The organism is Streptomyces sp. NPDC007905 (assembly GCF_042959345.1).
Taxonomy (GTDB): domain Bacteria; phylum Actinomycetota; class Actinomycetes; order Streptomycetales; family Streptomycetaceae; genus Streptomyces.
Genome location: NZ_JBIBKS010000029.1, coordinates 37,070 through 63,292, shown reverse-complemented (window position 1 = coordinate 63,292; position 26,223 = coordinate 37,070). Strand labels below are relative to the sequence as shown.

General features: G+C 71.2%; 25 protein-coding genes and 4 pseudogenes. 15 read left to right on the top strand and 14 right to left on the bottom strand.

Annotation, left to right across the window (positions count from 1 at the left end; all coding sequences use genetic code 11):
- Positions 1 to 205: 205 nt before the first annotated feature.
- Complete coding sequence (locus ACFZDC_RS36130; RefSeq protein ID WP_391330545.1) at positions 206 to 928, bottom strand: DNA alkylation repair protein; 723 nt, start codon at positions 926 to 928, stop codon at positions 206 to 208.
- A 251-nt stretch (positions 929 to 1,179) separates the two neighbouring features.
- On the opposite strand from ACFZDC_RS36130, the gene ACFZDC_RS36125 reads away from it, so the two are divergent.
- Together ACFZDC_RS36125 and ACFZDC_RS36120 are read left to right on the top strand one after the other, a co-directional pair.
- Positions 1,180 to 2,331: an alcohol dehydrogenase catalytic domain-containing protein gene (locus tag ACFZDC_RS36125; RefSeq protein WP_391330543.1), complete on the top strand. Its 1,152-nt coding sequence runs from the start codon at positions 1,180 to 1,182 to the stop codon at positions 2,329 to 2,331.
- Between the two features lie 144 nt (positions 2,332 to 2,475).
- The gene (locus tag ACFZDC_RS36120) at positions 2,476 to 3,255 is read left to right on the top strand and encodes a VTT domain-containing protein (RefSeq protein WP_391330541.1); all 780 of its coding nucleotides are present in this window, start codon (positions 2,476 to 2,478) and stop codon (positions 3,253 to 3,255) included.
- 4 nt (positions 3,256 to 3,259) lie between these two features.
- Here ACFZDC_RS36120 and ACFZDC_RS36115 read toward each other — a convergent pair whose 3' ends face one another.
- Positions 3,260 to 4,429, bottom strand: coding sequence for an acetyl-CoA C-acyltransferase (locus ACFZDC_RS36115; RefSeq protein WP_391330539.1), 1,170 nt, complete (start codon positions 4,427 to 4,429; stop codon positions 3,260 to 3,262).
- A gap of 107 nt (positions 4,430 to 4,536) precedes the next feature.
- Between ACFZDC_RS36115 and ACFZDC_RS36110 the strand changes: the two genes are divergently transcribed.
- The gene (locus tag ACFZDC_RS36110) at positions 4,537 to 5,007 is read left to right on the top strand and encodes a winged helix-turn-helix transcriptional regulator (protein ID WP_391330537.1); all 471 of its coding nucleotides are present in this window, start codon (positions 4,537 to 4,539) and stop codon (positions 5,005 to 5,007) included.
- A 22-nt stretch (positions 5,008 to 5,029) separates the two neighbouring features.
- On the opposite strand, the pseudogene ACFZDC_RS36105 reads toward ACFZDC_RS36110, so the two are convergent.
- Positions 5,030 to 5,556 (bottom strand): annotated as a pseudogene (locus ACFZDC_RS36105) (cupin); the annotation flags it as partial.
- Here ACFZDC_RS36105 and ACFZDC_RS36100 point away from each other — a divergent pair.
- Together ACFZDC_RS36100 and ACFZDC_RS36095 are read left to right on the top strand one after the other, a co-directional pair.
- Positions 5,556 to 5,693 (top strand): annotated as a pseudogene (locus tag ACFZDC_RS36100) (undecaprenyl-diphosphatase); the annotation flags it as partial. The pseudogenes ACFZDC_RS36105 and ACFZDC_RS36100 overlap by 1 nt on opposite strands.
- Before the next feature lie 330 nt (positions 5,694 to 6,023).
- A complete protein-coding gene (locus ACFZDC_RS36095; RefSeq protein WP_391330535.1) occupies positions 6,024 to 6,203 on the top strand; it encodes a hypothetical protein in 180 nt (59 codons plus the stop codon).
- A 259-nt stretch (positions 6,204 to 6,462) separates the two neighbouring features.
- Here the strand turns inward: ACFZDC_RS36095 and ACFZDC_RS36090 are convergent, their stop codons facing one another.
- On the bottom strand, positions 6,463 to 7,122 hold the full coding sequence (locus tag ACFZDC_RS36090) for a hypothetical protein (protein ID WP_391330533.1): 660 nt from the start codon (positions 7,120 to 7,122) through the stop codon (positions 6,463 to 6,465).
- A 379-nt stretch (positions 7,123 to 7,501) separates the two neighbouring features.
- Here ACFZDC_RS36090 and ACFZDC_RS36085 point away from each other — a divergent pair, with 379 nt between their 5' ends.
- The 4 genes from ACFZDC_RS36085 to lnt all read left to right on the top strand — a co-directional run bounded on the left by ACFZDC_RS36085 (position 7,502) and on the right by lnt (position 12,115).
- A complete protein-coding gene (locus tag ACFZDC_RS36085; RefSeq protein ID WP_391330531.1) occupies positions 7,502 to 9,241 on the top strand; it encodes a sialidase family protein in 1,740 nt (579 codons plus the stop codon).
- A gap of 12 nt (positions 9,242 to 9,253) precedes the next feature.
- The gene (locus ACFZDC_RS36080; protein ID WP_391330530.1) at positions 9,254 to 9,757 is read left to right on the top strand and encodes a hypothetical protein; all 504 of its coding nucleotides are present in this window, start codon (positions 9,254 to 9,256) and stop codon (positions 9,755 to 9,757) included.
- Positions 9,758 to 9,968: 211 nt separating this feature from the next.
- The gene (locus ACFZDC_RS36075; RefSeq protein WP_391330529.1) at positions 9,969 to 10,457 is read left to right on the top strand and encodes a nuclear transport factor 2 family protein; all 489 of its coding nucleotides are present in this window, start codon (positions 9,969 to 9,971) and stop codon (positions 10,455 to 10,457) included.
- A gap of 83 nt (positions 10,458 to 10,540) precedes the next feature.
- Positions 10,541 to 12,115, top strand: coding sequence for an apolipoprotein N-acyltransferase (gene lnt / locus ACFZDC_RS36070; RefSeq protein WP_391330527.1), 1,575 nt, complete (start codon positions 10,541 to 10,543; stop codon positions 12,113 to 12,115).
- Here the strand turns inward: lnt and ACFZDC_RS36065 are convergent.
- Together ACFZDC_RS36065 and ACFZDC_RS36060 are read right to left on the bottom strand one after the other, a co-directional pair.
- On the bottom strand, positions 12,033 to 12,944 hold the full coding sequence (locus tag ACFZDC_RS36065; RefSeq protein ID WP_391330525.1) for a Gfo/Idh/MocA family oxidoreductase: 912 nt from the start codon (positions 12,942 to 12,944) through the stop codon (positions 12,033 to 12,035). The genes lnt and ACFZDC_RS36065 overlap by 83 nt on opposite strands.
- A gap of 11 nt (positions 12,945 to 12,955) precedes the next feature.
- A pseudogene (locus tag ACFZDC_RS36060) lies at positions 12,956 to 13,460 on the bottom strand (FAD-dependent monooxygenase); the annotation flags it as partial.
- Positions 13,461 to 13,531: 71 nt separating this feature from the next.
- On the opposite strand from ACFZDC_RS36060, the gene ACFZDC_RS36055 reads away from it, so the two are divergent.
- From ACFZDC_RS36055 to uvrA, 4 genes and pseudogenes are all read left to right on the top strand, one after another.
- Positions 13,532 to 14,044, top strand: a complete 513-nt coding sequence (locus ACFZDC_RS36055; RefSeq protein ID WP_391330523.1) for a DUF664 domain-containing protein — start codon at positions 13,532 to 13,534, stop codon at positions 14,042 to 14,044.
- A gap of 115 nt (positions 14,045 to 14,159) precedes the next feature.
- The gene (locus ACFZDC_RS36050) at positions 14,160 to 14,624 is read left to right on the top strand and encodes a hypothetical protein (RefSeq protein ID WP_391330521.1); all 465 of its coding nucleotides are present in this window, start codon (positions 14,160 to 14,162) and stop codon (positions 14,622 to 14,624) included.
- A gap of 253 nt (positions 14,625 to 14,877) precedes the next feature.
- Positions 14,878 to 15,096: pseudogene (locus tag ACFZDC_RS36045) on the top strand (transcriptional regulator); the annotation flags it as partial.
- A gap of 202 nt (positions 15,097 to 15,298) precedes the next feature.
- Positions 15,299 to 17,767: an excinuclease ABC subunit UvrA gene (gene uvrA / locus ACFZDC_RS36040; protein ID WP_391330519.1), complete on the top strand. Its 2,469-nt coding sequence runs from the start codon at positions 15,299 to 15,301 to the stop codon at positions 17,765 to 17,767.
- A gap of 383 nt (positions 17,768 to 18,150) precedes the next feature.
- Here the strand turns inward: uvrA and ACFZDC_RS36035 are convergent, their stop codons facing one another.
- From ACFZDC_RS36035 to ACFZDC_RS36005, 7 genes are all read right to left on the bottom strand, one after another.
- Positions 18,151 to 18,672 (bottom strand): hypothetical protein, encoded by a 522-nt coding sequence (locus ACFZDC_RS36035; RefSeq protein WP_391330517.1) that lies wholly within the window; start codon positions 18,670 to 18,672, stop codon positions 18,151 to 18,153.
- Between the two features lie 140 nt (positions 18,673 to 18,812).
- Positions 18,813 to 19,496 (bottom strand): uracil-DNA glycosylase, encoded by a 684-nt coding sequence (gene ung, locus ACFZDC_RS36030; RefSeq protein ID WP_391330515.1) that lies wholly within the window; start codon positions 19,494 to 19,496, stop codon positions 18,813 to 18,815.
- A gap of 82 nt (positions 19,497 to 19,578) precedes the next feature.
- Positions 19,579 to 21,156 (bottom strand): ABC transporter substrate-binding protein, encoded by a 1,578-nt coding sequence (locus ACFZDC_RS36025; protein WP_391330514.1) that lies wholly within the window; start codon positions 21,154 to 21,156, stop codon positions 19,579 to 19,581.
- A 200-nt stretch (positions 21,157 to 21,356) separates the two neighbouring features.
- Entirely contained in the window at positions 21,357 to 22,118 is a 762-nt protein-coding gene (locus ACFZDC_RS36020) for a glucose 1-dehydrogenase (RefSeq protein WP_391330512.1), read from the bottom strand.
- A gap of 28 nt (positions 22,119 to 22,146) precedes the next feature.
- Complete coding sequence (gene fabG, locus ACFZDC_RS36015; RefSeq protein WP_391330510.1) at positions 22,147 to 22,908, bottom strand: 3-oxoacyl-ACP reductase FabG; 762 nt, start codon at positions 22,906 to 22,908, stop codon at positions 22,147 to 22,149.
- A gap of 146 nt (positions 22,909 to 23,054) precedes the next feature.
- Positions 23,055 to 23,504: a DUF3037 domain-containing protein gene (locus tag ACFZDC_RS36010; protein ID WP_391330508.1), complete on the bottom strand. Its 450-nt coding sequence runs from the start codon at positions 23,502 to 23,504 to the stop codon at positions 23,055 to 23,057.
- Entirely contained in the window at positions 23,501 to 24,265 is a 765-nt protein-coding gene (locus ACFZDC_RS36005) for a HipA family kinase (protein ID WP_391330507.1), read from the bottom strand. The genes ACFZDC_RS36010 and ACFZDC_RS36005 overlap by 4 nt, the downstream gene beginning before the upstream one ends.
- A 173-nt stretch (positions 24,266 to 24,438) precedes the next feature.
- On the opposite strand from ACFZDC_RS36005, the gene ACFZDC_RS36000 reads away from it, so the two are divergent.
- Positions 24,439 to 24,951 (top strand): Rieske 2Fe-2S domain-containing protein, encoded by a 513-nt coding sequence (locus ACFZDC_RS36000; protein ID WP_391330506.1) that lies wholly within the window; start codon positions 24,439 to 24,441, stop codon positions 24,949 to 24,951.
- 6 nt (positions 24,952 to 24,957) lie between these two features.
- Here the strand turns inward: ACFZDC_RS36000 and ACFZDC_RS35995 are convergent, their stop codons facing one another.
- Positions 24,958 to 25,602 carry an isochorismatase family protein gene (locus ACFZDC_RS35995; protein WP_391330504.1) on the bottom strand — a complete coding sequence of 215 codons (645 nt, stop codon included), beginning with the start codon at positions 25,600 to 25,602 and terminating at the stop codon, positions 24,958 to 24,960.
- Positions 25,603 to 25,751: 149 nt separating this feature from the next.
- Here ACFZDC_RS35995 and ACFZDC_RS35990 point away from each other — a divergent pair, with 149 nt between their 5' ends.
- On the top strand, positions 25,752 to 26,222 hold the full coding sequence (locus tag ACFZDC_RS35990; protein ID WP_391330502.1) for a pyridoxamine 5'-phosphate oxidase family protein: 471 nt from the start codon (positions 25,752 to 25,754) through the stop codon (positions 26,220 to 26,222).
- Position 26,223 lies beyond the last annotated feature (1 nt).

Below are 26,223 nucleotides of genomic sequence, written 5' to 3'. Positions count from 1 at the left end.
CCTCCCCCTGCGGGGTCCGCCGGACGATCCGGAGAGGGTCAGCTTCGGGCGCCGTCGACAGCGGCCACGAGGATCGGGACGGCAGCCTTCGGGGCATCCGCGACGGCGGATGCTGCGAGGAGGAAGGCGTGCCGGAACATGTCGACGATCATCGTCGACGGTTTGTCCGGCGTCGAATGGTTTTTCGCGGTACGCGTCTTGGGGCTCAGGAGCCGATGTTCTTCAGCGCCTCGCGGACCGTCAGCGGGGCGAACCGGCTCCGCTCCCGCGCCAGGAAGCCCCGTACGGCTTCGGGATCGGTCTTGGCGTACTCGCGCAGGGCCCAGCCGATGGCCTTGCGGATGAAGAAGTCCGGGTGTCCGGACTGGAGCAGGCAGTAGGCGAACAGCCGCTCGGTGTCGGTGCGTTCCTTGTGGCGGAGCTGGTGCAGCAGGGCCGTACGGGCCGGCCAGAGGTTGTCGTCCGTGATCCAGGCGTCCATGTCGGCCGTGAGGCCGGGGTCGGCTGTGACCAGCGTGCCGACGACGTGCGCGGCGAGCGGGTCGACGGTGTCCCACCAGGGGACGGTGGTGATCAGGTGCCGGGCGACGGGCAGGAAGGCGGAGGAGCAGTGGGCAGCGTGCCGGCGCAGGTAGTCCACGGCGAAGTAGTGGTACTCGCGCTCGGGCAGCCGCCAGCAGCGCAGCGCGATCGCGGTGCAGTCGGTCTCCGTGGGCCGGGGGGTGCCGGCGAGGACGCCGCGGGACAGGGCGCGTCGGGCCGGGGCCGGGATCCCGAGGAAGGGCGCCGCGTCCTTCATGTACGCCCGCATCGCCATGGCCCGCTCCAGATCGGCCGCCTCGGAGTGCGTGCCGGTCAGCCGCTCCAGCACGACGTCGGCGAGAGCGCTGCGCGGCACGTCGGGCGGGGCCGCGGCTGTGACGGTCATGGGACGAACCCTACGGTCGACCCGGATCCCGATTGATCGAATCAAGATCCGCATCCGGCCGTCCGCCCAGAGGGCGGGCCGCCGCCGTCGGCATGGGTTGCAACCCCTCCCGCACGGGCGTTACCTGGAAGTACCGGCGGTGAGGCGAGCCCATGGGGGCCACGGCACAGCCCGAAGGCCTGCGCTTTCGTGTGCGTCCCCCGGGAGCGGCCCTCTCGCCGCCGTCAGCGTTCGACGCGGAGGTGACAGAGGTGAAAGCCGTCGTCTATGAAGAGCCCTTCCATGTGGCGGTGAAGGACGTCCAGGATCCCCAGATCCAGCATCCCAACGATGTACTCGTACGCGTCACGTCGTCCGCGATATGCGGCTCGGACCTGCACATGTACGAGGGCCGCACGGCGGCCGAGCCGGGCATCGTCTTCGGACACGAGAACCTCGGAATCATCGAGGAGGTCGGCAGCGGCGTGACCTCCCTGTCCGAGGGTGACCGCGTCGTGATGCCCTTCAACGTCGCCTGCGGATTCTGCAAGAACTGCCTTGCCGGAAAGACCGGCTTCTGCCTGACGGTCAACCCCGGCTTCGCGGGCGGAGCCTACGGCTACGTGGCGATGGGCCCGTACCCGGGCGGCCAGGCCGAGCTGCTGCGGGTGCCGTACGCCGACTTCAACTGTCTGAAGCTGCCCCCGGGCGAGGAGTTCGAGAACGATTTCGTGCTGCTCGCCGACATCTTCCCGACCGGCTACCACGGGTGCGAACTCGCCCAGGTGTCCCCCGGCGAGAGCGTGGCCGTCTACGGCGCCGGACCGGTGGGGCTGATGGCCGCCTACTCCGCGCTGCTGCGCGGTGCGGCGAAGGTCTTCTCCGTCGACCGGGTGCCCGAGCGGCTCGCCAAGGCGGAGGAGATCGGTGCCATCCCCATCGACTTCACCAAGGGCGACCCGGCCGAGCAGATCAGGGAACAGACGGGAGGCGAAGGAACCGACAAGGGCGTGGACGCCGTCGGCTACCAGGCCCAGGCGCACGACGCCAGCCACGAGGAACCCGCCATCGTCCTCAACGAGCTCGTCATGACCGTACGTGCCACCGGCAGGCTCGGCGTGCCGGGGCTGTACGTGCCGTCCGACCCGGGCGGACCCGACGAGCACGCCAAGCAGGGCCAACTGCTGGTCTCGATCGGCAAGATGTTCGAGAAGGGCCAGCAGATGGGCACCGGTCAGTGCAACGTCAAGCTGTACAACCGCCAGCTGCGCGACCTGATCATCGCCGGGCGGGCCAAGCCCAGCTTCGTGGTCTCCCACGAGCTTCCGCTGGACCAGGCGCCGCAGGCGTACGAGAAGTTCGACAAGCGGGTCGAGGGCTATACCAAGGTGGTACTGCACCCGGGTCACGCACTCGCCGCGTGAGGAACGTGAGGAACGGGTCCGGGCGCCGGGGCGCCCGGACCCTTCGTCGCTCTCCGGCGTCCGGCGGGAGGCCGCCGCCGGACCGGGGCGGTGGTGCGACACACTTGACGGCGATCACACACGTTCGTCGGTTAGTGTCACCGGATGCTCGATGCCGACCGCTCTGGCACCGCCACGGCCTCTCCCCGGGCCGCCGCCACAGAGCTCGCCGTCCCCACGGCCGCACCCGTCCCACCCCTGCCCCGCGCGGGGTTCGCCGCGCGCTGCACGCGCGCACTGCTGTCGCCGTACGCGCGGCTGTCCCTGCTGCTGGCGCTGCTCGTGGCCGCGGCGGGTTGCGTACTGGTGTTCGAACCGCAGCGGCTGCTGACACACGGCTGGCCGCCGGAGCTCGGCGGGGCCGCCGCGGCGGTCGTGTTCGCGGTGGCGTACGGGCTGTGCACGGTGGCGTTCGTGCCGCGCCCGCTGCTGAATCTGGCCGCGGGGGCGCTGTTCGGGTCCCAGTCGGGGCTGGGGACGGCGCTGGCGGGCACGGTGCTGGGGGCCGGGGTGGCCTTCGGGCTCGGCCGGATGCTGGGACAGGACGCGCTGCGCCCGCTGCTGCGGGGCCGCTGGCTCATGGCGGCCGACGGGCAGCTGAGCCGGCACGGGTTCCGTTCCATGCTGGCGGCGCGGCTGTTCCCCGGTGTGCCGTTCTGGGCCGCGAACTACTGCGCCGCCGTCTCCAGGATGGGCTGGCTGCCGTTCCTGCTGGCCACGGCGCTCGGTTCGATCCCCAACACGGCCGCCTACGCGGTCGCCGGCGCGCGTGCCTCGGCGCCGACCTCGCCCGCCTTCCTGATCGCGATGGCCGCCATAGCCCTGCCCGCGCTGGTGGGCACGGTGGTGGCCTGGCGCAAGCGCCACCACCTGCGGGGCCACTGAGCCGTCAGACGCCTTCGAGGATCATCGCGTTGGCCAGGCCGCCCGCCTCGCACATGGTCTGCAGGGCGTAGCGGGCGCCGCGCTCGCGCATCGCGTGGACCAGGGTGGTGGTCAGGCGGGTGCCGCTGGCCCCGAGCGGGTGGCCGAGGGCGATGGCACCGCCGTGCACGTTGACCTTGGCGAGGTCGGCGCCGGTCTCCTGCTGCCAGGCGAGGACCACGCTGGAGAAGGCCTCGTTGATCTCGAAGAGATCGATGTCGTCGAGAGCCAGCCCCGCCCGGCGCAGGACCTTCTCGGTGGCCGGGATGACGCCGGTGAGCATGAGCAGCGGGTCGGAGCCGGTGACGGCGAAGCTGTGGAGGCGGACGAGCGGCCGCAGGCCGAGCCGGGCCGCCGTCTCGCTGGAGGTGATCAGCACGGCGGAGGCGCCGTCGTTGACGGGGCTCGCGTTGCCGGCGGTGACGTTCCACTCGATCTGCGGGAAGCGCTCGGCGAAGCCGGGATCGTGGTAGGCGGGCTTGAGACCGGCCAGGATCTCCGGGGTGCTGCCGGGCCGTACGCACTCGTCACGGGTGACGCCGTCCAGCGGCGCGACCTCGGCGTCGAACAGGCCGGCCTCCCACGCGGCGGCCGCCCTGTGGTGCGAGGAGACCGCGAACTCGTCCATCCGCGCGCGCGTGAGGGACCACTTCGCGGCGATCAGTTCGGCGCTGATGCCCTGCGGGACCAGGCCCTCCGGGTAGCGCTCGGCGACGCCCGGGCCGAACGGATCCGTGCCGGCCGGCACGTTGGACCACATCGGCACTCGGCTCATGGACTCCGCACCGCAGGCGACGACGAGGTCGTACGCGCCCGAGATGACGCCCTGTGCCGCGAAGTGCACGGCCTGCTGGGAGGAGCCGCACTGGCGGTCCACGGTGGTCGCCGGGACCGTCTCGGGGAAGCCGGCCGCGAGGACGGCGTACCGGGTGGTGTTCATGGCCTGCTCGCCGACCTGGTCGACGGTTCCGCCGATGACGTCGTCGATGAGCGCCGGGTCGACGCCGGAGCGCTCGACGAGGGTGCGCAGGGTGTGGGCGAGGAGCTGCACGGGGTGGACGTGGGCGAGGGAGCCGTTCGGCTTGCCCTTGCCGATGGGGGTGCGTACGGCTTCGACGATGACTGCGTCGCGCATGGTGCGGGCCTCCCGTGGCCGTGGATGGAGCTACTAGTGAGTAGGAAATCCAAACTCACCATAGCTCGATGAGTTGGAAAATCAAACCCTCCCTTAGACTGACTCTCATGGCCGCTACGAAAGACCCGCGCCCCTGCTCCATCGCCGACGCCCTCGCCCTGGTCGGCGAGAAGTACTCCCTGCTCGTCCTGCGCGAGGTGTGTCTGGGCAACGGCCGCTTCGACCAGCTGGTGCGCAACATCGGCGCTCCACGCGACATCCTGGCCACCCGGCTGCGCCGGCTCGTGGACGCCGGGATCCTCACCAAGCGCGCCTACAGCGAGCGCCCGCAGCGCTTCGAGTACCGGGCCACACCGGCCGGGCTGGAACTGGAGCCGGTCCTGATGACCCTCAAGGAGTGGGGCGACCGTCATCTGCGCGGGGGCGCCGACCTGCCCATGGCCATCGAGCACAGCTGCGGCAACGGACTGGTGCCCGTGGTCACCTGTCGGGCCTGCGGCGAGCCCGTGCGCCACGAGGATCTGACGGCCCACCCGCAGGCCCCCGGCTGGACGGTCTCCGGACCGACCGCCGCCTGACGAGGCGCCTCTGCCGCCCCTGCCGGTACACGTCGAGCCGCCCGCACATCCCGAACCGGCCCTCTTGGAAGGGCTGTTCGGCCTGCACGAGGGGCCCCGCCAGGTGCGAGGTGTCACCCTGTTCGAGCCGCGCGAGATGGCTCCCGGTGGCGTCCGCCGCCGGCCGCGCGCCGCGCCGCCGGCGCTCGCGCCACGCGTCGAGCGGGGCCGTACGAGCGTCGCGGCGGCCCGGTGGAAGGCGGCCGGCGCCTTCGGGCCGGACGCCTCGCGCAGGGCGCGGTAGCCCTCCAGTGCGAGGTCGCGCCTGGCGCGGGTGAATCGCTACCGCTCGGCCTCCGGCGCAGCGGCCGGGATCGTGGTCGCGGCGGCGTAGGCCTCCGGGTCGGCCAGGTACTGCGGCGGCAGCGTGCGCACCGCGTCCCCCGCCTCCGGCAGCCCGCTGTTCCGCAGGAGAACGGTGATGCGCAGACTCTCCTCGCTCACCAGCCGGTGGATCGTGCCCGGCGTGAAGCAGGCCACCATGCCGGCCGCCAGCGGTGTGACCGCGTATCGCGTGGTCCATGAAGCGGATCTCCAACAAGAGCTTCGTGCCGTTCGTCCGGTACCGCATCGCCCTCGGCGTCGTCATCATCGCGCTGGTGACGGAGGCCGCCCTGAGCCCGCACGCGGCGGAACCGGCGAGCTGACCGCCCCGACTCCCTTCCCGCACCGTCGTTTCGGACATCTCGCGTGCGCTGGACGGCCCGGACCCGTCCGCCCGCCCCTGCGAACCGCGCCGGAAGCCGCCGAAGCATCCCTGGCCTGCGCATTCGGCAACCTCCAGGGGACCTACGGGGGGCTCCGAAACGGCACTTCACGCCGACCCGCGCCCGCTCCCGCTCGGCACTCCTCCAGGGCATATGCCTCCTGGACTGGCCCGACCGCGGACGCGGCCGGCTCCGGCGGTGACCAACCCCATACCTTCTGCGTAGCCACGCGGTAGCGCGCTGTCAGTGCTTGCCCCTAGGCTTGTCCGCATGTCCCCCGATTTCATGCCCCCTGGTTCCGTGCGGTCTGCGGCCGAGGTGAACGAGCAGATCCGGGCACTGTGGCTGCGTGCGGGCGGCACCCTGTCGGCCCAGGAGCGCGCGGAGTACGAGCTGTTGGTGGTCGAGTGGGCCGCGGCGATCCGCGAGGAGGTCATCGAGGCTGCCTAGGGCCGGGGGCACCTGGCAGCCCCGGCCTCCCGGCCGCTCTCTCGGGAGCGCGGTCCCCGGCAGCGCGGGACACCCGCCGCCGTGGACCCAGGCCGGGCGACGCAGGACTGCCGGTTCTCCTGGCGCCGACATTGCCGCACGCACCCGGCCTGTCCGTGGCGGCGGATGGGCCGGCGGCGACCCGGATCAGCCTCCGTTCCGACTGCGGGCCACCTTGCCCTGCCATGGAGGCCGAGGCAACGGATTTCGCCTTGCCGAGTCAGCCCTCAGCACTGCTACTGCGGCTGTGGCCAGTCCCGCGAGTCCAGAGGGACAGATCACTGCTCGTCGCTACGGCAAGGGTCTGTCCCGAGGGCGAGAAACCAACGGCACGGAGCTCGGAGTAGTGGGAGTGGAAGATGTGCCACCAGCGCTCCCCGTACGGCCCGGAGTGCGGCAAACCGCCGTCGAGGGAGAGCAGGACACGCTCGTTCGGCCAGGTCGGGGCAACGACCTCCAGCTTCCAACCGTCTCCGCTGGTGGTGTGAAGTCCTCCTCCGAAGAGCCCGGCGATGCGCACCCTGCTCCCGGCGACAGGTCCCCACCCAGGACACCACAGAGCGGGATCCGCGTCGCGACTGCTGTCCTCGGGGTCTGGGTCACGATCCCGCGCGATCTTCTCTCCCGTGACGGCGTCGAAGAGAGCGTGCCCGTCGTGCGAGACGACCATCACCAAGTCGTGGCCGGTGCCGGGGTGCGAGGCGAAGCCGATCCCGAGAAGTCCGCCGACCGGGGCGTACGCGGTGCGCCGCCAGGGCTCGGGCGCCGGTACTACCGGGGCCTCGAGCAGCCTCTTCCGCATCACCTGCTGGTACGCGGAAAGCTCGGGCTCAGCTCCTGGCTGCTCGACCGGAGGCCCGTTCTTCGTCCACTTCGTCATGCAGCCATGATCCATACTCCGGCGGGTCCACCCAGCCAGAGTTGATCAAGGTCAGGGGGGCAGGAGCATGTCCCTGGAGTCGGTGAACGCGGCTTGGTGACCCACCTCAAGCCGCGATCACTGCCCTTTTGTCTTTCCGTCCGTCGCCGCTCATCACTTCTCCGTGCAGCCGGCGCACGGTCCGGCCCGTTTCGAAAAGAGTTCGGTTTCTGGCGACGGACGCCGCCCGCCTCCTCGTAGAGCAGACGAAGGCACCACCCGTACCGCTACGCACCACCACCCTTGGTCCGACTCGCGAACCCACGAGGTACCTGTGGCTCTCCTCTCCGCACTCCGTCTTCACCGCCCCCCGCGGTCGCGGGGGCGTCTCGCCGTCGGGTTGCTGGCACTCTTCGCCGGCACCCTGCCGAGTGTGTCGGCCGGCGCCACCACCCCGCCCTCCGGATCAGTCAGCGACACTGCGCCCACGACCACGTGGAGCGCCGGTCCCTTCGCCGTCCCGAACGTCTCCGGCACGACCGGGACGGTGAGCTGCGGTAATGGGCAACTCTGCGACGACTACAGCCTGAAGGTGTCCGTGCCCGTGGGCTACGACGCCGGTCACAGCCTGCGCGTCGACGTCAAGTGGCCCGACTCCGCAGCCGACTTCGACGTGTACGTCCTCGACGCGGACGGCCGCGAGGTGGCCGCCTCCGCCTCTTCCAGCGACCCGGAGACCGTGCTGCTTCCGGCGGTGTCGGCGTCGTACACCGTGCGCGTGGTGCCGTACGCACCGCTCGGCGACAGCTTTACCGGTACCGCGAGCCTGATCGCCGACCCGACCGATCCGCCGCCGAGTACGGCCACCCCTCCGACCTACGAGAACTCCTCGGCACCTGGCAGTATCGCGGACGCCCACAACGCGGGTGAACCCTCGATCGGCGTCGACCACGCGAGTGGCGCCGCGATGTTCCAGGCATACACCTCGACGCTCAAGGTCACCTACGACAGCGCCGGCGCCGCCACGTGGCAGGACAAGAGCGCGAACGCGGCCAACGGCTGTCCCCAGGGCAGCACCACAAGCCTCGACCCGATCCTGTTCACCGACCCGATCACCCACCGCACCTTCGAGTCGCAGCTCATCGGCAAGACCGCCCTGACCTGCTACACCGACGACGACGGTGAGACGTGGACGCCGACGGGCGGCTCGGGCATCAACTCCGGTGTGGACCACCAGACCATCGGCGGCGGTCCCTTCAACACGGGCGAGCCGGGCGCCGTCACGTCGTACCCGAACGCCGTCTACTACTGCTCCCAGGACATCGCCGACGCTTCCTGCGCGGTCAGCCGGGACGGCGGTCTGACATATGGACCGGCCGTCCCCATGTACTCGCTACTGGACTGCGGCGGCCTGCACGGGCACGTGAAGATGGGCCCGGACGGCACGGTGTACGTGCCCAACAAGGGCTGCGGCGGCCATCAGGCTGTGGCCGTCTCCGAGGACAACGGGCTGACCTGGGCCGTCCGTAAGAACCCGGCCAGCACCCCTGGTGACTCCGACCCGAGCGTGGGCATTGGGGCCGGGGGGACCGTCTACATGGGCTACCAGAACAGCGACGGCACGGCCCGTGTCGCTGTCAGCCACGACAAGGGCCGGACGTGGCTGTACGACCAGAACGTCGGCGCTGCCCTCGGCATCAAGAACGTCGTATTCCCTGCCGTGACCGCCGGCGACGACAACCGCGCCGCCTTCGCATTCCTCGGCACCACCACGGGTGGCAACTACCAGGACCCGGCCGCCTTCAAGGGCCTGTGGCATCTGTATGTGGCCACCACCTACGACGGCGGCCAGTCCTGGGCCACCGTCGACGCCACCCCCACCGACCCCGTTCAGAGAGGATCGATCTGCACGGGCGGCACCACCTGCGGCAAGGACCGCAATCTCCTCGACTTCATCGACGTCACAGTCGACGCCCAGGGCCGCGTGCTCGCCGCCTACGCCGACGGCTGCACCGGCACCTGCGCGAGCGGCGGGGCGCAGAACTATGACGCACTGGCCTCCATCGCCCGCCAGTCCTCCGGCAACACGCTGTACGGCGCCCACGACGCCGTGGTCCGCGGCAAGCACAAGAAGCCCTGAGGAGGCCACCGTATGAAGTCATCGCCCTCGGTCGCCGCACTGGTAGGCGCCGTCCTCAGCCTCGCCGCGGTCACCGGATGCTCGGCGACGAACAAGCACGCAGAGCTCCCGGGGGCGACGCCGCACGCGGCCGGGCAGGCAACCGCTCCACCGGCCGGGACAACGGCCGGCGGTGCGCAGGGAGGCTGTCCCACTGCCGCCTCGCTGCCGTTGCCCAAGGACTTCCCGGAGAACCTGCCGGTGCCCGACGGCGCGGTCGTGACGTCGGTGGAGCACCGCACCGGCGGCCGGCTCGTCGTCGCCACCGTCGTACGGGGCGGCTTCGACGCCGCCCTGTCATTCCTGCACAAGCGGCTCCCGAAGGCCGGATACGCGCTGAAGGACGGTGAGGTGGAGGAGGACGACGCCGAGTCGAACTTCTCCTCCACGACCGTCCGAGGCCGCTGGGCCCTGCGGAAGATGCCCGACTGCGAGAAAGGGGTGTACCTGACGTACCTGACGTCTGCCGTCTCCTGACCTCGGCCCGCCCTAGGTGTTCTGTCCGGGGCGGTTGTGGACAGGTGAGCGAGGTCTCGGCTGAGGGATCTTGAACAGGTGAGGGCCTCCGACTGATTGTTCGACTGACGGATCGTTCACGAGGGCAGGTTCGGCTACCGGGCCTCCCCCGCACCACCGAATATCCGGCGCGCCTCTTGGCACGTCGCCCCGGGTGCCCAACACTGTGCCGATGACGCAGCGCGTGGAGCTCGCTACCGTGATGGACCGGCTGGCCGTGGACGAGATGGTCACCGAGTACGCGGTGGCCGTGGACGACGGTGACTGGGCGGCGTATCGAGGGCTGTTCACGGTGGACGGGCGGGCCGACTACCGTTCCGCCGGTGGCATCGAGGGCGAGGCCGGCCGGGTGGCCGGGTGGCTCGCCGGGAGCCTGGAGCTGTTCGCGATGCGGCAGCATCTGATCGTCAACCGGCAGGTGCGGTTCGGGATCCTGGAGCACGACACCGGGGACACCGCCCGGGTGCGGGCCGACTACCTCAGCCCCATGCGGTTCGCCGACGACGGCGTCGGCGGCTCCGGCGCGCCGGACCTGGTCTGCGGCGGCCGGTACGACTTCGAGCTGCTGCGCACACCGGAGGGCTGGCGGCTGCGCTCGGTCGTGGTGCACGAGATGTGGCGCCGGATGCCCGAGCGGAGCCCGGCGGCCGTGCCCGAGTGAGCCGCTGAGCCGCCCACGGCGTCCTCTGTCGGAGATCGCTCACGGCGCGCACACTGGAAGCAGCCCTGGGTAGGGAGATCCGTATGAGGACGATCGACCGCTGGCTGACCTCCCCCTGGCGGCGCTCGTGCGCCGCCGCCCTCGCGGGCGCCCTGCCCGTGCTCGCGTTCCCCGCGCCTTCGCTGTGGTGGTTCGCGTATGTCGCGCTGGTCCCCTGGATCCTGCTGGCACGCTGGGCGCCGACCGGGCGGCGCGCGGCGTACGACGGCTGGTGCGGAGGCTTCGGGTTCTTGATGGCCGTGCACCACTGGCTGCTGCCGAGCCTGCACGTGTTCATCTTCCTGATAGCCGGGCTGCTGAGCGTGCTGTGGATGCCCTGGGGCTGGCTGACACGCCGGTACCTCAGTGGGACGCCGTCGCCGGGGCGGGGCGCGGCCGCGCTGCTGGTCCTGCCGTCGGCATGGCTTGCGGTGGAGCTGGTGCGCTCCTGGCAGGGCCTGGGCGGCCCCTGGGGCATGCTCGGCTCCAGCCAGTGGCAGCTGGGCCCGGCGCTGCGACTGGCCTCGGTGGGCGGGGTGTGGCTGCTCAGCTTCCTGGTGGTGGCGGTGAACGTCGCGGTCGCGGTGCTGGTGTCGGTGCGGGAGTCCCGGGTGCCCGCGGTGGCCTCCCTGGTCGCCACGGCGGCGGCGACCTCGGCCGCCTGGGCGTGGGCGCCGCGCCCTGACGTCGACGGTGGGGTGCGGATCGCCGTCGTCCAGCCGGGCATCGTCGACGGACACGCCAGCGCCGAGAAACGCTTCGACCGCGAGGAACAGCTGACCCGGCGGCTCACCGGGCAGGGTGTCGACCTGGTGGTCTGGGGCGAGTCCAGCGTCGGCTTCGATCTGGGGCACCGGCCCGACCTGGCTCGGCGGATCGCCGCGCTGTCCCGGCAGACCGACGCCGACGTGCTGGTCAACGTGGACGCCCGGCGCGCCGACCGGCCCGGCATCTACAAGAGTTCGGTGCTCGTCGGCCCGACCGGCCCGACCGGCGAGCGCTACGACAAGATGCGGCTCATCCCGTTCGGCGAGTACATACCGGCCCGCTCCCTGCTGGGCTGGGCCACCTCGGTGGGCAGGGCGGCCGGCGAGGACCGGCGGCGCGGCACCGAACAGGTCGTGATGAACGTCGGGCACGGACTGCGGGTCGGCCCGCTGGTGTGCTTCGAGACCGCGTTCCCGGACATGAGCCGTCATCTCGCCGAGGACGGCGCGGACGTGCTCCTCGGCCAGTCCTCCACCTCGACCTTCCAGGGCAGTTGGGCCCCCGAGCAGCACGCCTCGCTGGCCGCCCTGCGTGCCGCCGAGACCGGCCGCCCGATGGTGCACGCGACCCTGACCGGTGTCTCCGCCGTCTACGGCCCGAGCGGACGGCGCCTCGGCCCGTGGCTCGGCACCGACGCGAGCACCGCCCGCGTGTACGACGTACCGCTCGCGCACGGCGTCACGCCGTACGTCCGCTACGGCGACTGGCCCGTGCACGGCGCGCTGCTCGTGCTGGCCGCCCTGGGCGCGACCGAGGGTGTGCGTGCGCTCAGGCAGCGCCGGAGCGGTCCAGAACCGCTCGTACCACCCGCTCGCACAGCTCATGGGTCGCCAGTGCGTCCCGGGCGCTGAGCACCTTGCCCGCGCGCACGGCTTCGAGGAAGGCGAGGACCGCCTGCTCGATGCCCCGCTGGCGCGCCACGGGCACCCAGTCGCCGCGCCGGCGCACCGTCGGCTGCCCCTTGTGATCGACGACCTCGGCGAGGTTGAGCACCTGCCGCTTGGTGTCCTGCCCGGAGACCTCCAGGATCTCCTCGGCGGAGCCGCTGAGCCGGTTCATCACGCCGAGCGCGGTGAAGCCGTCCCCGGCGAGCTGGAGCACGACGTGGTGGAGCAGGCCGCCCTCGGTACGGGCGCGCACGGTCACGTCGTCGACCGGGCCCGGCACCAGGAACCGCAGGGTGTCGACGACGTGGATGAAGTCGTCGAGGATCATCGGGCGCGGTTCCTCGGGGAGCCCGATCCGGTTCTTCTGCATGAGGACCAGCTCGCGCGGGTGGTCCAGGCACTGCGTGTACGCGGGGGCGTACCGGCGGTTGAAACCGACGAAGAGCGGGACGTTCCGCTGCTCGGCCAGGGTCACCAGCCGCTCGGAGTCGGCGAGTTCGTAGGCGAGCGGCTTGTCCACGTACGTGGGCACGCCCGCCTCCAGCAGCCGGGTGACGATCTCCGGGTGGACGGTGGTGGGCGCGTGCACGAAGGCCGCGTCGAGGCCCGCCTCCAGGAGGGAGTCCAGGGTCGGGTGCCGCCGTTGCGCGGGCAGGTGCAGGCAGTCCGCGACCCGGTTCAGCGTGGCGGGTGTGCGGGTCTGGAGGTGGAGGTCGATCTCCGGCTGGGTGCCCAGCACCGGCAGGTACGCCTTCTGCGCGATGTCCCCGAGTCCGATGCAGCCGACCTTCAACGTGCTCTCCCCTACCGCTCGCCTGCGCGTGCTTCCCCGGAAGCATACGGGGGCCGCCAGTCGGCGATGCCGTCGAAGCCGCGCGGGAACAGCGCGGGACCGGCCTTGGACAGGGCGGTGACGGCGGTGTCGCGCGCGGCGACGGCGGCGCGGCTGCCGGCCTGTCGAGGCGGGCGACTCGGATGGCTTGACGGGTGACCGCGGTCGCACGAGGGAGGCGGGCGGCGGTGTAGGCGTCCAGGCCGTCGCTGGTGGTGGGCCAGGACGACGGCCTCCTCGATCGCCTGGTTGCCGCCTGTCCGAGCGTCGGCGGCATGGCGTGGGCGGCGTCGCCGAGGAGGGCGGCCCGGCCCGAGTGGCAGGCGGGCAGGGGCTCGGCGATGTGGTGGACGTCGTGGCGGAGCACGTCCTCGGGGCGGCCGGCGACGATGACGGCGGGGATCGGTCGTGCCAGTCGCCGTACCGGCGCAGGAGTTCGGCCCTCTCGTCGTCGGGAGCGTGCTGGGCTGCGGGAGCTGCTGGGGGGAAATGCTGGAAACCTGAAAATTCGCTGGTGGCCCGGCACGCGGCGTTGCGAGGATGCGGGCATGACGACCGAACGGCGAGAACCCGCCCCGAACGCCGGTGAACGCGCCATGCTCGAGGGCTGGCTGGACTACCACCGCAAGACACTGGCCTGGAAGTGCGAGGGACTGACCGACGAGCAGCTGCGGACCGCGTCCGTACCGCCTTCCGAACTGTCCCTCATGGGCCTGGTGCGGCACATGGCCGAGGTGGAACGGGGCTGGTTCCGCAAGGTGCTGGTGGGCGACGACGCCGGGCCGATCTACTACACCGAGGACGACCGGGACGGCGAGTTCCACCTCACCGGGGCGGATTCCTGGGAGGAGGCGTACGGCACCTGGCAGGCGGAGATCGAGACGGCCCGACGCAACGCGGCCGGCTTCGGGCTCGACGACCTCTCCCAGGGAACGAGCCGGTTCACCGAGGAGCCGTTCAGCCTCCGCTGGATCTACACGCACATGATCGAGGAGTACGCCCGGCACAACGGCCATGCCGACCTCGTCCGCGAGAGGATCGACGGGGCCACCGGCGACTGACCGTCACCCACGGTACGCAAGGGCCCTCCGTAAGGAGCACGAGATCACCCGTGCGGGGGCCTCAATCTCCGGTGTACGGTGCCAAGGCCGGGGCCGACCCAGCAGAGTTGCCCGGGTGCATCGAACGACGACGACCGCAGCGCTCCTGGTCACCGTGGCCGTCTCGGCCCTCTCCGGCTGTGTGACGGTACAACACTCGGCGACGCCCGGGCCCCCGCCGGACACGGCACCCTCGCAGCCCACCGCGCCCCGGCCGGAGGGCAGGGCGCAGCCGCGGGTGGTGCAGGCACCCGCGCGGGAGGCGCTGGAGATGGCCGGCCCGTCCGGGAACCCGCACCACACCGCTCCGGCCGCCCCGCACCGGGCACCGGCGCCACCCCCGGCCGGCCACCGCCCGGCGGCACCGCCCGCACGCTCCCGGCCGCACGCGGACCGTCCGCGGCGGCCGCGGGTCGACGTCCCGGACGTGGCACGGCCGGCCCCGAAGGCCCCTGACGTGTGCGCCCTCGGCAAGGAGTACGGCGGCTGGCGCGGGGACAGCCCCGAGGCGGCGATCTGTGAGCAGGCGTACGGCCATTGACCTGGGCGTACGGATGTGTGCCGGCTAGGCCGTGTATCGAAAATGGATCTTGGGCCGTGAATGATCACGGTTCCTGGGGCGGGGAGATCTCACGCACGAGCACTGGGCGGTGCTGGAGCCGTTGGTGCCGAAGGGTGCCAGGGCGGGGGGCGGCCGCTCCGGCCTCGGCGGCAGTTGATCGCCCGCGGCGCCGGCCGAAGCACACCATCCATACCGACCACGAAGGTGAACGGTTCGGCCGGCTCCGCCGCCGATTGCTCCGCGAACCAGCCACCGAAGTCAGCCGCCGATCCGACGCCCGCCGTCACCAGGCCGGACCGCAGCCCTCGCCGATCCGGTCCGGCTGCGCCTGTTCTCGGCGGTGGCCTCGCACCAGAAGCTCAAGGAGGCCGGGCTGCTCACCTCCGAGCGGCGCGGCACGTGGGTCTGCTACCGGGTCGAGCCCTCGGTCGTGGCCGCCATGGGGCGCATGCGCGCGCCCTGGGGCCGAGCCACTGGGGCGAGTGCGCCACCGGGAGGCGAACCACCGCGTTCGCCGAAGGACGTCGGATCGAATGTTCCCTGGGAGCGGCTCGTACCGGGACTCATACCGGGACCTCCGGATTCTCGTGTGAGCGGAGCCTGGTGGCGGCGCCTGTCGCGCGGCGCCCGGCGCGATCAGGTAATCAGGAAAGGTGAACAAGGACGCGAGCGACCCCTTCGTGCATGTCCGGGGTGCCAGTGAGAACAACCTGCGGAACATCGATGTCGACGTTCCGCGGGACGCGATGGTCGCCTTCACCGGTGTTTCCGGTTCGGGCAAGTCCTCGCTCGCGTTCGGCACGCTCTACGCGGAGGCCCAGCGGCGTTACTTCGAGTCCGTGGCACCGTACGCCCGAAGGCTGTTGCAACAGGTCGGCGCACCGCACGTGCAGGAGATCACCGGACTGCCACCGGCCGTGGCCCTGCAGCAGCGACGCGGGTCGCCGAGCTCGCGCTCGACGGTCGGCACCATCACCACGCTGTCCAATCTGCTGCGCATTCTGTACTCCCGTGCCGGCACCTATCCGCCCGGGGCCGCACGGCTGGATGCCGAGTCGTTCTCGCCCAACACCGCGGCCGGCGCCTGCCCGGAATGCCATGGACTGGGCGTCGTGCACGACGTCGCCGAGGACCTGCTCGTCCCGGACCCCTCGCTGAGCATCCGGGAGGGGGCGATCGCCGCCTGGCCGGGCGCCTGGCAGGGCGCCAACCTGCGCAGTGTGGTGAACGGCCTGGGCATCGACATCGACCGGCCGTGGCGCAGGCTCAGGAAGAGGGACCGGGACTGGCTGCTGTACACGGACGAGCAGCCCTCCGTGTACATCGAGCCGGAGGAGGACCGCATCGACTACGGCTACCAGGGCAAGTTCTGGAGCGCCCGCAAGCACGTCATGCACGTCCTCGCCGACTCCAAGAGCGAGAAGATGCGCGAACGGGCGCTCCGGTTCGTCAGGAGTGTGCCCTGCCCCGAGTGTCACGGCAGCGGACTGCGGCCCGAGGCGCTCGCGGTGACCTTCGCCGGACGTTCCATCGCCGAGATCAACGCGATGCCGCTCACCGAGGTCGTGGCGCTGCTGCGGCCCGTCGCGAGGCGGTCCAAGGCCGACGCCACCACGTCGACCGCCCGGTCCGGGGAGACGACCGAGGTCGCGGTCCGGATCTGCGGCGATCTGGTCGCGCGCATCGACGTACTGCTCGACCTGGGCCTGGGATATCTCAGCCTCGGGCGCCGCTCGACGACCCTGTCGCCCGGCGAGGCGCAGCGCCTGCGGATCGCCACCCAGCTGCGCTCGGGGCTGTTCGGCGTCGTCTACGTCCTCGACGAACCCTCCGCGGGCCTGCACCCGGCTGACGCGGAACCGCTGCTGGACGTGCTGGACCGCCTCAAGGCGGCGGGCAACTCGCTGTTCGTCGTGGAGCACGACATGGACGTCGTACGGCGGGCGGACTGGGTGGTCGACATCGGCCCCGGCGCGGGCGAGGGCGGCGGACGCGTGCTGTACAGCGGCCCGGTCGCCGGTCTTGAAGGGGTCGGGGAGTCGGCCACGAGCCAGTACCTGTTCGGGCGCGCCCGGCCGCTCGACCACCGCCCGCGCACACCGCACGGCTGGCTGCACCTGCGCGGCGTCTCCCGCCACAATCTGCTCGACGTGTCCGTCGACGTACCGCTCTGCGTACTGACGGCGGTGACGGGCGTGTCCGGTTCCGGAAAGTCGACGCTGGTGACGCAGGTGCTCGCCGAGGTCGTCCGCGGCCACCTCGGACTCGTGTCCGAGGAGCCCGACGAGGCGCAGTTGGAGGTCGACGTCCAGGACGCGTCGGGGGTCGAGTCGTTCGACCGGCTGGTCCTGGTCGACCAACGGCCCATCGGCCGAACTCCCCGGTCCAACCTGGCCACGTACACGGGGATGTTCGACGCGGTGCGCAAGCTGTACGCGGCGACGGACGAGGCCAGGGCGCGCGGCTACTCGGCCGGGCGGTTCTCCTTCAACGTGCCCGAAGGACGGTGCGAGACCTGCCAGGGCGAAGGATTCGTCGCGGTGGAACTGCTGTTCCTGCCCGGCACCTACGCGCCGTGCCCGACCTGCCAGGGCGCCCGGTACAACGCCGAAACGCTGGAAGTCACCTACCGCGGCAAGAACATCGCGGAAGTGCTGGCGCTGTCCGTCGACGCCGCCGCCGAGTTCCTGTCCGCCGTCCCGGCCGCCTCCCGCAGTCTGGAGACGTTGCGCGAGGTGGGACTGGGGTACCTGCGGCTGGGCCAGCCCGCGACGGAACTCAGCGGTGGTGAGGCGCAACGCATCAAACTGGCCACCGAACTGCAGCGAGCCCGCCGCGGGCACGCGCTCTACCTGCTCGACGAGCCGACGGCGGGGCTGCACCCCTCGGACATCGCGCTGCTGCTGCGACAGCTGCACCGGCTCGTCGACGCCGGCAACACGGTCGTCCTCGTCGAGCACGACCTGGACACGATCGCCACCGCCGACTGGGTCATCGACCTCGGGCCGGGCGGCGGCGACGCGGGCGGGCGGGTGGTCGCGGCGGGCCCGCCGGCCAAGGTGGCGAGGGCCCGCCGCAGCGCCACCGCGCGCTATCTCGCGGCCCGGCTCGCGCGCACCTGACGACGGCGCGAGGGGCTGAGCACCGCTCAGCCGGGTCGGGGCGCGGGGCCGCGCGCGTCGCCATGCCGCATTCCAGCTCGTGGCGGATATCGCTCGTGGCTTTGTCCACGAGAACGGGCTCCGGCACAGCTTCTGTGAACTCATCACAGACAGTCGCCGCGGATCCCACCCCTCGCGAAACGGTTGGCAGGCGCAGCGTCGGTTCCGGCAGGGTTCCGTCCCTATGGACTGCACCTTCTGCCGCCTGATACGGAACGACTCCGCCCGGTGGGTGACGCGCGGTCCCGTGGCCAGCGCGTTCGCTCCGTTGGATCCCCTCGCGCCAGGTCACACGGGCAGGCGTGCCGGGCGTCGGGGGGCAGGCGGGACTTTCGCACCAGGCCCTAGCTGGTGGGCCGCTGCCGGGGCGGCCCCCAGGAGTCGCCGCCCGGAAAGCCGTCGTCCCCGAGGCGCAGTTCCAGACGGCTGATCGCCGCCCGTACCCCGTCGCCGTAGCCGTCGTCGGACAGGGAGCCGGCGGCGCGGCGGGCCCGGCGCAGATGGCTGCGCGCGGCCTCGGCGCGGCCCAGCTTGACGTAGTCGGCGGCCAGGTTGAGGTGGAGGGAGGGGAAGAAGGCGCGCACGCTCAGTGGGTCGCCTGCGCCGCGGCCGTCCGCCAGTTCCTCGGCCGCCGACAACGCCCGCAGGTCCCAGGCCAGTTCGTCGGACGGGTCGTCCTGGGTGTCGGCCAGGTAGTGGGCCAGGGTGCACCGGTGCAGCGGAGCGCCGTGCTCGCCGATCTCCGCCCACAGCTGGAGGAAGCGGCGTCTGGCCTCCTCGCGGTCGCCACCGTGATGCAGCATCACGACCTGCCCGATCCGCGTCAGCACGGCATCCGGCGCCGCCTGCTCCGGTCGCTCCGCCACCACGTCCTCCGGGCCGTCGTCGGCTGTCTGGTCAGCCGCATGTGCCGACGCTAACCGGCGGCACCGGCAATCCCGGGCAGGCAGCCCCGTACGACATGGGCCGCGCGGGCGCGGGCCGCGCTTTGCGTCATGCGCGCCGATCAGCCCAGGTTGGGGATCCGCCAGTCGACGGGCTCGTGCCCCTGCCGGGCCACCGCCTCGTTGATCTGCGTGAACGGGCGGGACCCGAAGAACTTCTTCGCGGACAGCGGCGAGGGGTGCGCGCCCTTGACCACGATGTGCCGGCTCTCGTCGATCAGCGGGAGCTTCTTCTGCGCGTAGTTGCCCCACAGCACGAAGACCGCCGGGTCGGGCCGGGAGGACACCGCGCGGATGACGGCGTCGGTGAACTTCTCCCATCCCCTGCCCTTGTGCGAGTTGGCCTCGCCTCCACGGACGGTGAGCACCGCGTTGAGCAGCAGCACGCCCTGCCGGGCCCACGGCATCAGATAGCCGTTGTCCGGGACGGGCAGGCCCAGCTCCTGCTGCATCTCCTTGTAGATGTTCCTGAGGGAGGGCGGGGTCTTCACTCCCGGGCGGACGGAGAAGCACAGGCCGTGCCCCTGGCCCTCGCCGTGATACGGGTCCTGGCCGAGGATGAGGACCTTGACCCTGTCGTACGGCGTGGCGTCCAGCGCGGCGAAGACCTCCTCGCGCGGCGGATAGACGGGACCCTTCGCCCGCTCCTCCTCGACGAACTCGGTCAGCTCCTTGAAGTAGGGCTGCTGCAGTTCGTCACCCAGAACCCCGCGCCAGGACTCGGGCAGCATGGCGATGTCGGTCACGTCAACGTCCTCACGATGTGCGGTCACTTCCAGGCCCCAGAACCTACAGGCGACCACTGACAACCGGTGCCGCGAGGGCGGTTCACCAGCTGGTCTTGCGGTGCAGCTCCCACATCATCATGATCGTCGACGGGTCCAGGGCCTGCTCGCCGCCCGAGATGTCGTCGCTGGCCGCCACGTACTGCCGCCCCTGCCACAGCGGGACCAGGCGGGCGTCGTTCACCATGATCTGCTGAGCCGCCTCCAGGTCCTTCACCACCTTGGCGCGGTCGCTCTGGGCGCGCGAGCGGGGCAGCAGCACCGAGGTGATCTGCTTGGACGGGTAGGGCGTACCGAGGGCGTTGTGCTCGCCGACGAACGGCGCGATGAAGTTGTCGGCGTCGGGGAAGTCCGGGAACCAGCCGCGGCCGAACACCGGGTACTCGCCCTTCTGGTAGCCGACCACATAGGTCTTCCAGGGGCGGCTCTTGAGGGTGATCGTGAACAGGCCGGAGGCCTCCAGCTGCCGCTTGAGCTCCTGGAACATCACGGCCGTCTCGGAGCCGTAGCGGTCGGTGGTGTACCAGAGGGTGAGCGGGACGCGCTGGGTGATGCCCGCGTTCGTCAGGACCCTGCGGGCCTTGGAGACGCTCGGGTCGCCGAAGTCGTCGAAGAAGGCCGTGGTGTGGGCGGTCAGGCCCTTGGGGACCATGGAGTACAGCGGGTCCACGGTGTCCTTGTAGACCTTGTGCGCGATCGCCCCGCGGTCGACCACCTGGGCGATGGCCTTGCGGACGGCGGGCTGCTTGGCCCACGGGTCCTTGGGGTTGAACACCAGGTAGCTGATGTCGGTGCCCGCGCCGTCCACCAGCTGCAGGTCGGAGCTGCTCTGCCGCTGCAGGGTGAGGATGTCGTCGGCGGCCAGGCCGCGGTAGGTGACGTCGATCTGCTTGTCGCGCAGCGCCTTGACCATGGTGGCCGAGTCTTGGAAGTAGCGGATGGTCACCGCGTCGTTCTGCCGGTCGGCGAAGCCCTCGTAGTGGTCGTTGCGGACCAGGACGGCCTGCTTGTCCTCGTCGTAGGACTGCAGCTCGTAGGGCCCGGAGCCGAAGACCTTGTCGTCCTTGCGCAGGGAGTTCGCGGGGTAGTCGTCGGGGTCGACGATCGACATGGCCGGGGTGGCCAGCACGAACGGGAACGTGGCGTCGGACTGGTTGAGGTGGAAGACCACCTCGCGGTCGCCGACCGCGTCCACCCGGTCCAGGCTGCCGAGCAGTCCGGCGGGACCGCCGGGCGCGTTGATGGTGCGGATGCGGTCGATGGAGTGCTGGACGGCCTCGGCGTTCAGCGGGGCGCCGTCGGCGAACTTCATGCCCGCGCGCAGCTTGCAGCGGTAGGTGCGGCTGCTGGAGTCGGTGAAGGAACACCTCTCGGCCGCGTCGGGCTGGGGGGTGGTGGCGCCGTTCGGGTAGGCGAGGAGCGTCTGAAAGATGTTGCGGTACAGCTCCCAGGAGCCGTCCCAGGCGCCGGCCGGGTCCAGCGTGCTGGGGGCGCTGGTGGTTCCCACGACGATCGGCCCCTTGCCGGCGGAATCGCCGTTGGACAACAGGCTGCAGCCGGCCACCAGGGATATGGACGCGATCGCCGCGACTCTCCGCAGGAATCGGTTCCGGTTGAACACGCGCACGCTCCTCGATCCGCCATACCAAGGGTCGGCAGACCATACCGCAGCGTCCGCTCCCCCGAACCTCCCCCGGAACAACACTTCTTGATCGATTGAGCTATGACTACGTTGTCATCCCACGGTACGCATCCCGCAGGGCGTTTCGGGCGCCGTTCCGCTGGGAAACGGCGCCCGAACGAGACGACCGGCAGAGGCGGTCAGCCCACGCCGGCGTTGAGGAAGATGCCGCCGTCCACGACGAGCGTCTGACCGGTGACCCAGTCGGACTGCTGGGAGGTGAGGAACGCGGCCGCCCCGCCGATGTCGGCGGGCACGCCGAGCCGGGCCAGCGGGTAGGCGGCGGCCGCCTCCGCCTCCCGGCCCTCGTACAGGGCCTCGGCGAACTTGGTCTTCACGACGGCCGGGGCGATCGCGTTGACCCGCACCTTCGGCGCGAACTCGTGCGCCAGCTGCTGGGTCAGGTTGATCATCGCGGCCTTGCTGACGCCGTAGGCGCCGATGAACGGCGAGGGCGCGAGGCCCGCGACGGAGGCGATGTTGACGATGGCGCCGCCGTTGTCCTTCTGCCAGGCGTGCCAGGTCTTCTGGGCGAAGCCCAGCGCCGAGACGACGTTGGTCTCGAAGACCTTGCGGGCGACGTCCAGGTCGAGGTCGGCGATGGGCCCGAAGACCGGGTTGGTGCCGGCGTTGTTGATCAGGAAGTCGAGGCGGCCGAAGGCCTCTATGGTGCGCTCGACGGCCTCGGTCTGGTGGCCGAGGTCGTGGGCCTTGCCGGCGACGCCGATGACCCGCTCCGAGCCGAGCTGCTCGACGGCCTCCTTCAGCGCGTCCTCGTTGCGGCCGGTGATGCACACGCGGTCACCGCGGGCGACCAGCGCCTCGGCGATGCCGTAGCCGATGCCGCGACTGGCGCCCGTGATGAGGGCGACCTTGCCGGAAAGCTCCGGGCGTTCAGTCATGTCCGTGTTCTCCGTTTTTCCCGAAGCCCTAGTTCAGCGGTCCGCCGGCGACGTACAGCACCTGGCCGGAGACGAAGCCGGCCGCCTCGCCGGTGAAGAAGGCGATGGCGTTGGCGATGTCCTCGGGCTCGCCGACGCGCTGCACCGGGATCTGGGTGGCGGCGGCCTTCTTGAAGTCCTCGAAGCCCATGCCGACGCGGTCGGCGGTGGCCTTGGTCATCTCCGTGGCGATGAAGCCGGGGGCGACGGCGTTGGCGGTGATGCCGAACTTGCCGAGCTCGATGGCGAGGGTCTTGGTGAAGCCCTGCAGACCGGCCTTGGCGGCGGAGTAGTTGGCCTGGCCGCGGTTGCCGAGCGCCGAGGAGGAGGAGAGGTTGACGACCCGGCCGAAGCCCGCGTCGACCATGTGCTTCTGGACGGCCTTGGTCATCAGGAACGAACCGCGCAGGTGGACGTTCAGGACGGTGTCCCAGTCGGAGACGCTCATCTTGAACAGCAGGTTGTCGCGCAGCACGCCCGCGTTGTTGACGAGGATCGTCGGGGCGCCCAGCTCCTCCACGATCCGGGCGACGGCCGCCTCGACCTGCGCCTCGTCGGAGACGTCCGCGCCGACCGCGATGGCCTTGCCGCCGGCCGCGGTGATCTTCTCGACCGTGTCCTTGCAGGCGGCCTCGTCCAGGTCGATCACGGCGACCGCGCGGCCTTCGGCGGCCAGTCGTACGGCGACTGCGGCGCCGATGCCGCGCGCCGCGCCGGTGACAACCGCAACCCGCTGTTCAGTGGTGGACATGTGCTGCTTCTCCTCGCCCTTGAGAGAACGTATCTGGCCCCGAGAGAGCCAAGCATGCGGTGAGCGACCGCTTAGTACCTTCAGCACCCGTGACGCTAGAAGCCCTGGCACCCGGTGTCAACGGGACACCGGGCCGGTGTGATCCATTACCTCACCAGGAGGTCCAGCAGGCGCTCCGTTTCGGCCGGCGGATCGGTGGTCAGTCCGGTGTGCACCGGCCCGGGCTGCACGATGGTGGAGCGGGGCGCGATCAGCCAGCGGAAGCGGCGCCCCGCGTCGTCGCGGGCCGCCTGCCCTGCCTCCTCGCCGCCCGCGCACACCCGCTCGACGGCACCGAGCGCGGCCCGCACCCCCGCGACGTCGGCGTTCGCGTCGAGGGCCAGCAGCCGGGCCTCGTCCAGGTGAGTCCGGGCGCCGACGTAGGCCTGGGCGCGGCAGTAGACGAGCACGCCCGCGTTGATGCACTCGCCGCGCTCCACGCGGGGTACGACCCGCAGCAGCGCGTACTCGAACACGTCCCGGTCGCCGCCCTGGCCCGCCCGGGTGATGTGGCGCTCGGTCACATGACCGGCCATGTGGATGTGGCGCTCGCTCACTTGCCCTCCTCGATGCCGGTGATGCGCTCGGCGATGACGGCCGACCGGGCGAGCAGGGGCCGCGCATAGGCCCGCCGGAGGTCGTCCGGGGTGTCGAAGCCGGGTTCGCCGGCGAGCCAGGCGTCGGGGATCTCGGCGGTGACCTCGGTGAGGAGGTCCTCGGTGACCAGGGGCGCCAGCTCGGCCCCGGCCGCCGTGACGTCCGGGGTGAACCGGGCGAGGGCGTGGTCGCGGGCGTCGTAGGGGCGTGCCGCGGAGGCCTCGGCGGAGGGCCAGTTGTGGTGCCAGATCATCGTGGCGCCGTGGTCGATGAGCCACAGCTCGCCGTGGTGCACCAGGAGGTTGGGGTTGCGCCAGGAGCGGTCCACGTTGTTGATCAGCGCGTCGAACCAGACGATCCGTCCGGCCTCCCCGGGGCTGACCGGGAAGGCGAGCGGGTCGTAGCCGAGGGCTCCGGAGAGGAAGTCCATGCCGAGGTTGGTGCCGCCGCTGGACCTCAGCAGCTCCTGCACCTGCTGTTCGGGCTCGCCGAGTCCCAGCACGGAGTCCAGCTGGAGGGTGACCAGGCGGGGCATCCGGAATCCGAGCCTGCGGGCGAGTTCGCCGCAGACGACCTCGGCGACCAGTGTCTTGCGGCCCTGTCCGGCGCCGGTGAACTTCATGACGTACGTCCCGAAGTCGTCGGCCTCGACGAGCCCCGGCAGCGAGCCACCCTCACGCAGGGGCGTGATGTAGCGGGTCGCGGTGACTTCCTTGAGCATCGTCCCAGGCTACTGGGGCGACTGCCGGCCCGTCCGACAGCTGTGACCTACAGCCGTGGTGCACGTCGGTCTCGTGCCACGGAGGCAAGGATCCGGGTGCCGTCTGAACAGGCGGGGCCCCAGGACCGTACCCCTGGACGGATCACGAACAGCCCCGCGGAAGGAACGCCCACATGACCAGCGCATCGCTCATGCCCGAATCGGGACCGGCCCGCCGTACCGTCATGGCGGCGGCCGGAGCGGCCGGGCTCGCCGCCGCGCTGACCGCCTGCGGTTCGGGCGACGATTCGTCGAACACCGGCAACACCGGGGCCGGTTCCTCCGGCTCGACCGGAGGCACCGGGTCGACCGGTTCCTCGCAGGACAGCGGCTCCTCGTCCTCGGGCGGCTCGGCCGGCGGCACGGCCCTCGCCAAGACCTCGGACATCCCGGAGGGCGGCGGCAAGATCTTCAAGGACCAGGGCGTGGTGGTCACGCAGCCGACGGCGGGCACCTACAAGGCGTTCTCCTCGAAGTGCACCCATCTGGGCTGCGCGGTCGGCAGCATCGCGAACGGCGTGATCGTCTGCCCGTGTCACAACAGCCACTTCTCCGTCGAGGACGGCAGTGTGAAGAAGGGTCCCGCGACCCAGGCGCTGCCCGCCGAGAAGATCACCGTCTCCGGCGACGAGATCAAGCTGGCCTGAGCCGCGTCACGCCCGCCGGCGCGGCCGTTCGAGGCAGCCGAGCACCTCGTCCGTGGTCGTGATGGTGGCGACCAGGGCGAGAGTGTTGCGGATCACGAGGGGTGTGTACTCGGCGGGCACGCCCGCGATGGCGTCGGCCGGGACGACGGCGGTGTAGCCGCGGTTGACGGCGTCGAACACCGCGTTGGGGATCGCCACGTTGGCCGAGACGCCGGTGACGACCAGGGTGCGGCAGCCGAGGTTGCGCAGCAGGGCGTCGACATCGGTGCCCTGGATCGGGGACAGGCCGTGCAGCCGTCGTACGACGAGGTCCTCCTCGGCGACCTCGATCGGGGGCGCGACCCGCACCGCGGTGGTGCCGGTCAACTGCTGGACGGGAAGCCGTTCGGCGGCGCGGAAGAGGCGGGCGTTGCGGCCGGCGCCGCGGCCGTCCGGGCGGCGCTCGGCGATCGCGTGGATGACCTGGATCCCGGTCTCGTGCGCGGCGGCGACCAGGCGGGCCACGTTGCGCAGGGCGCCGGAGGAGCGGGCCTCGCGGGCGAGTTCGGGCAGCGCGCCGTCCGGGCCGACCACCCCCTGCTGGCACTCCACGGTCAGCAGCACGGTCCCCGGCGGATCGAGCAGTTCGCCCAGCTCTTCGTACGACGGCATGGCGCCTCCTTCGGCCGAGGTGCGGGGCGGTGAGAGTAACCAGATCGAGGCGTGAGGGGAAGCCGACCCATTCCCTTTTCTGACGTGATGTCAGAGGATCACCGGTAGACGGATGTTCTCTGGCACGACGTGGGAGAAGAGGGGGCCGTATGACCGTCACTCAGCAGCGCCGGGGCCGGAAGATCATGATGACGCCCGGTGAGCTGGACGAGTTCCTCACGACCCAGCGCACCTGCCGGGTCGCGACCGTCTCGGCGGACGGCGCGCCGCACGTGAGCGCGCTGTGGTTCGCCTGGGACGGCACCTCGCTGTGGCTGTACTCGGTGGTGCGCAGCAGGCGCTGGGCCCAGCTGCGCCGCGACCCCCGGGTGGCGGTCGTGGTCGACTCGGGCGAGGAGTACGACCAGCTGCGCGGGGTCGAGCTGTCCGGGCGGGTGGAGTTCGTGGGCGAGGTACCGCGGACCGGAGAGCTGTGCGCCGAACTCGACACGGCGGAAACGCTGTTCGCACGCAAGAACTTCGGTCTGGACGAGATGCCGCACGACGGCCGGCACGCCTGGGCCCGGCTGACCCCGGAGAAGATCGTGTCCTGGGACTTCCGGAAGCTGGGGATGGCGTAGC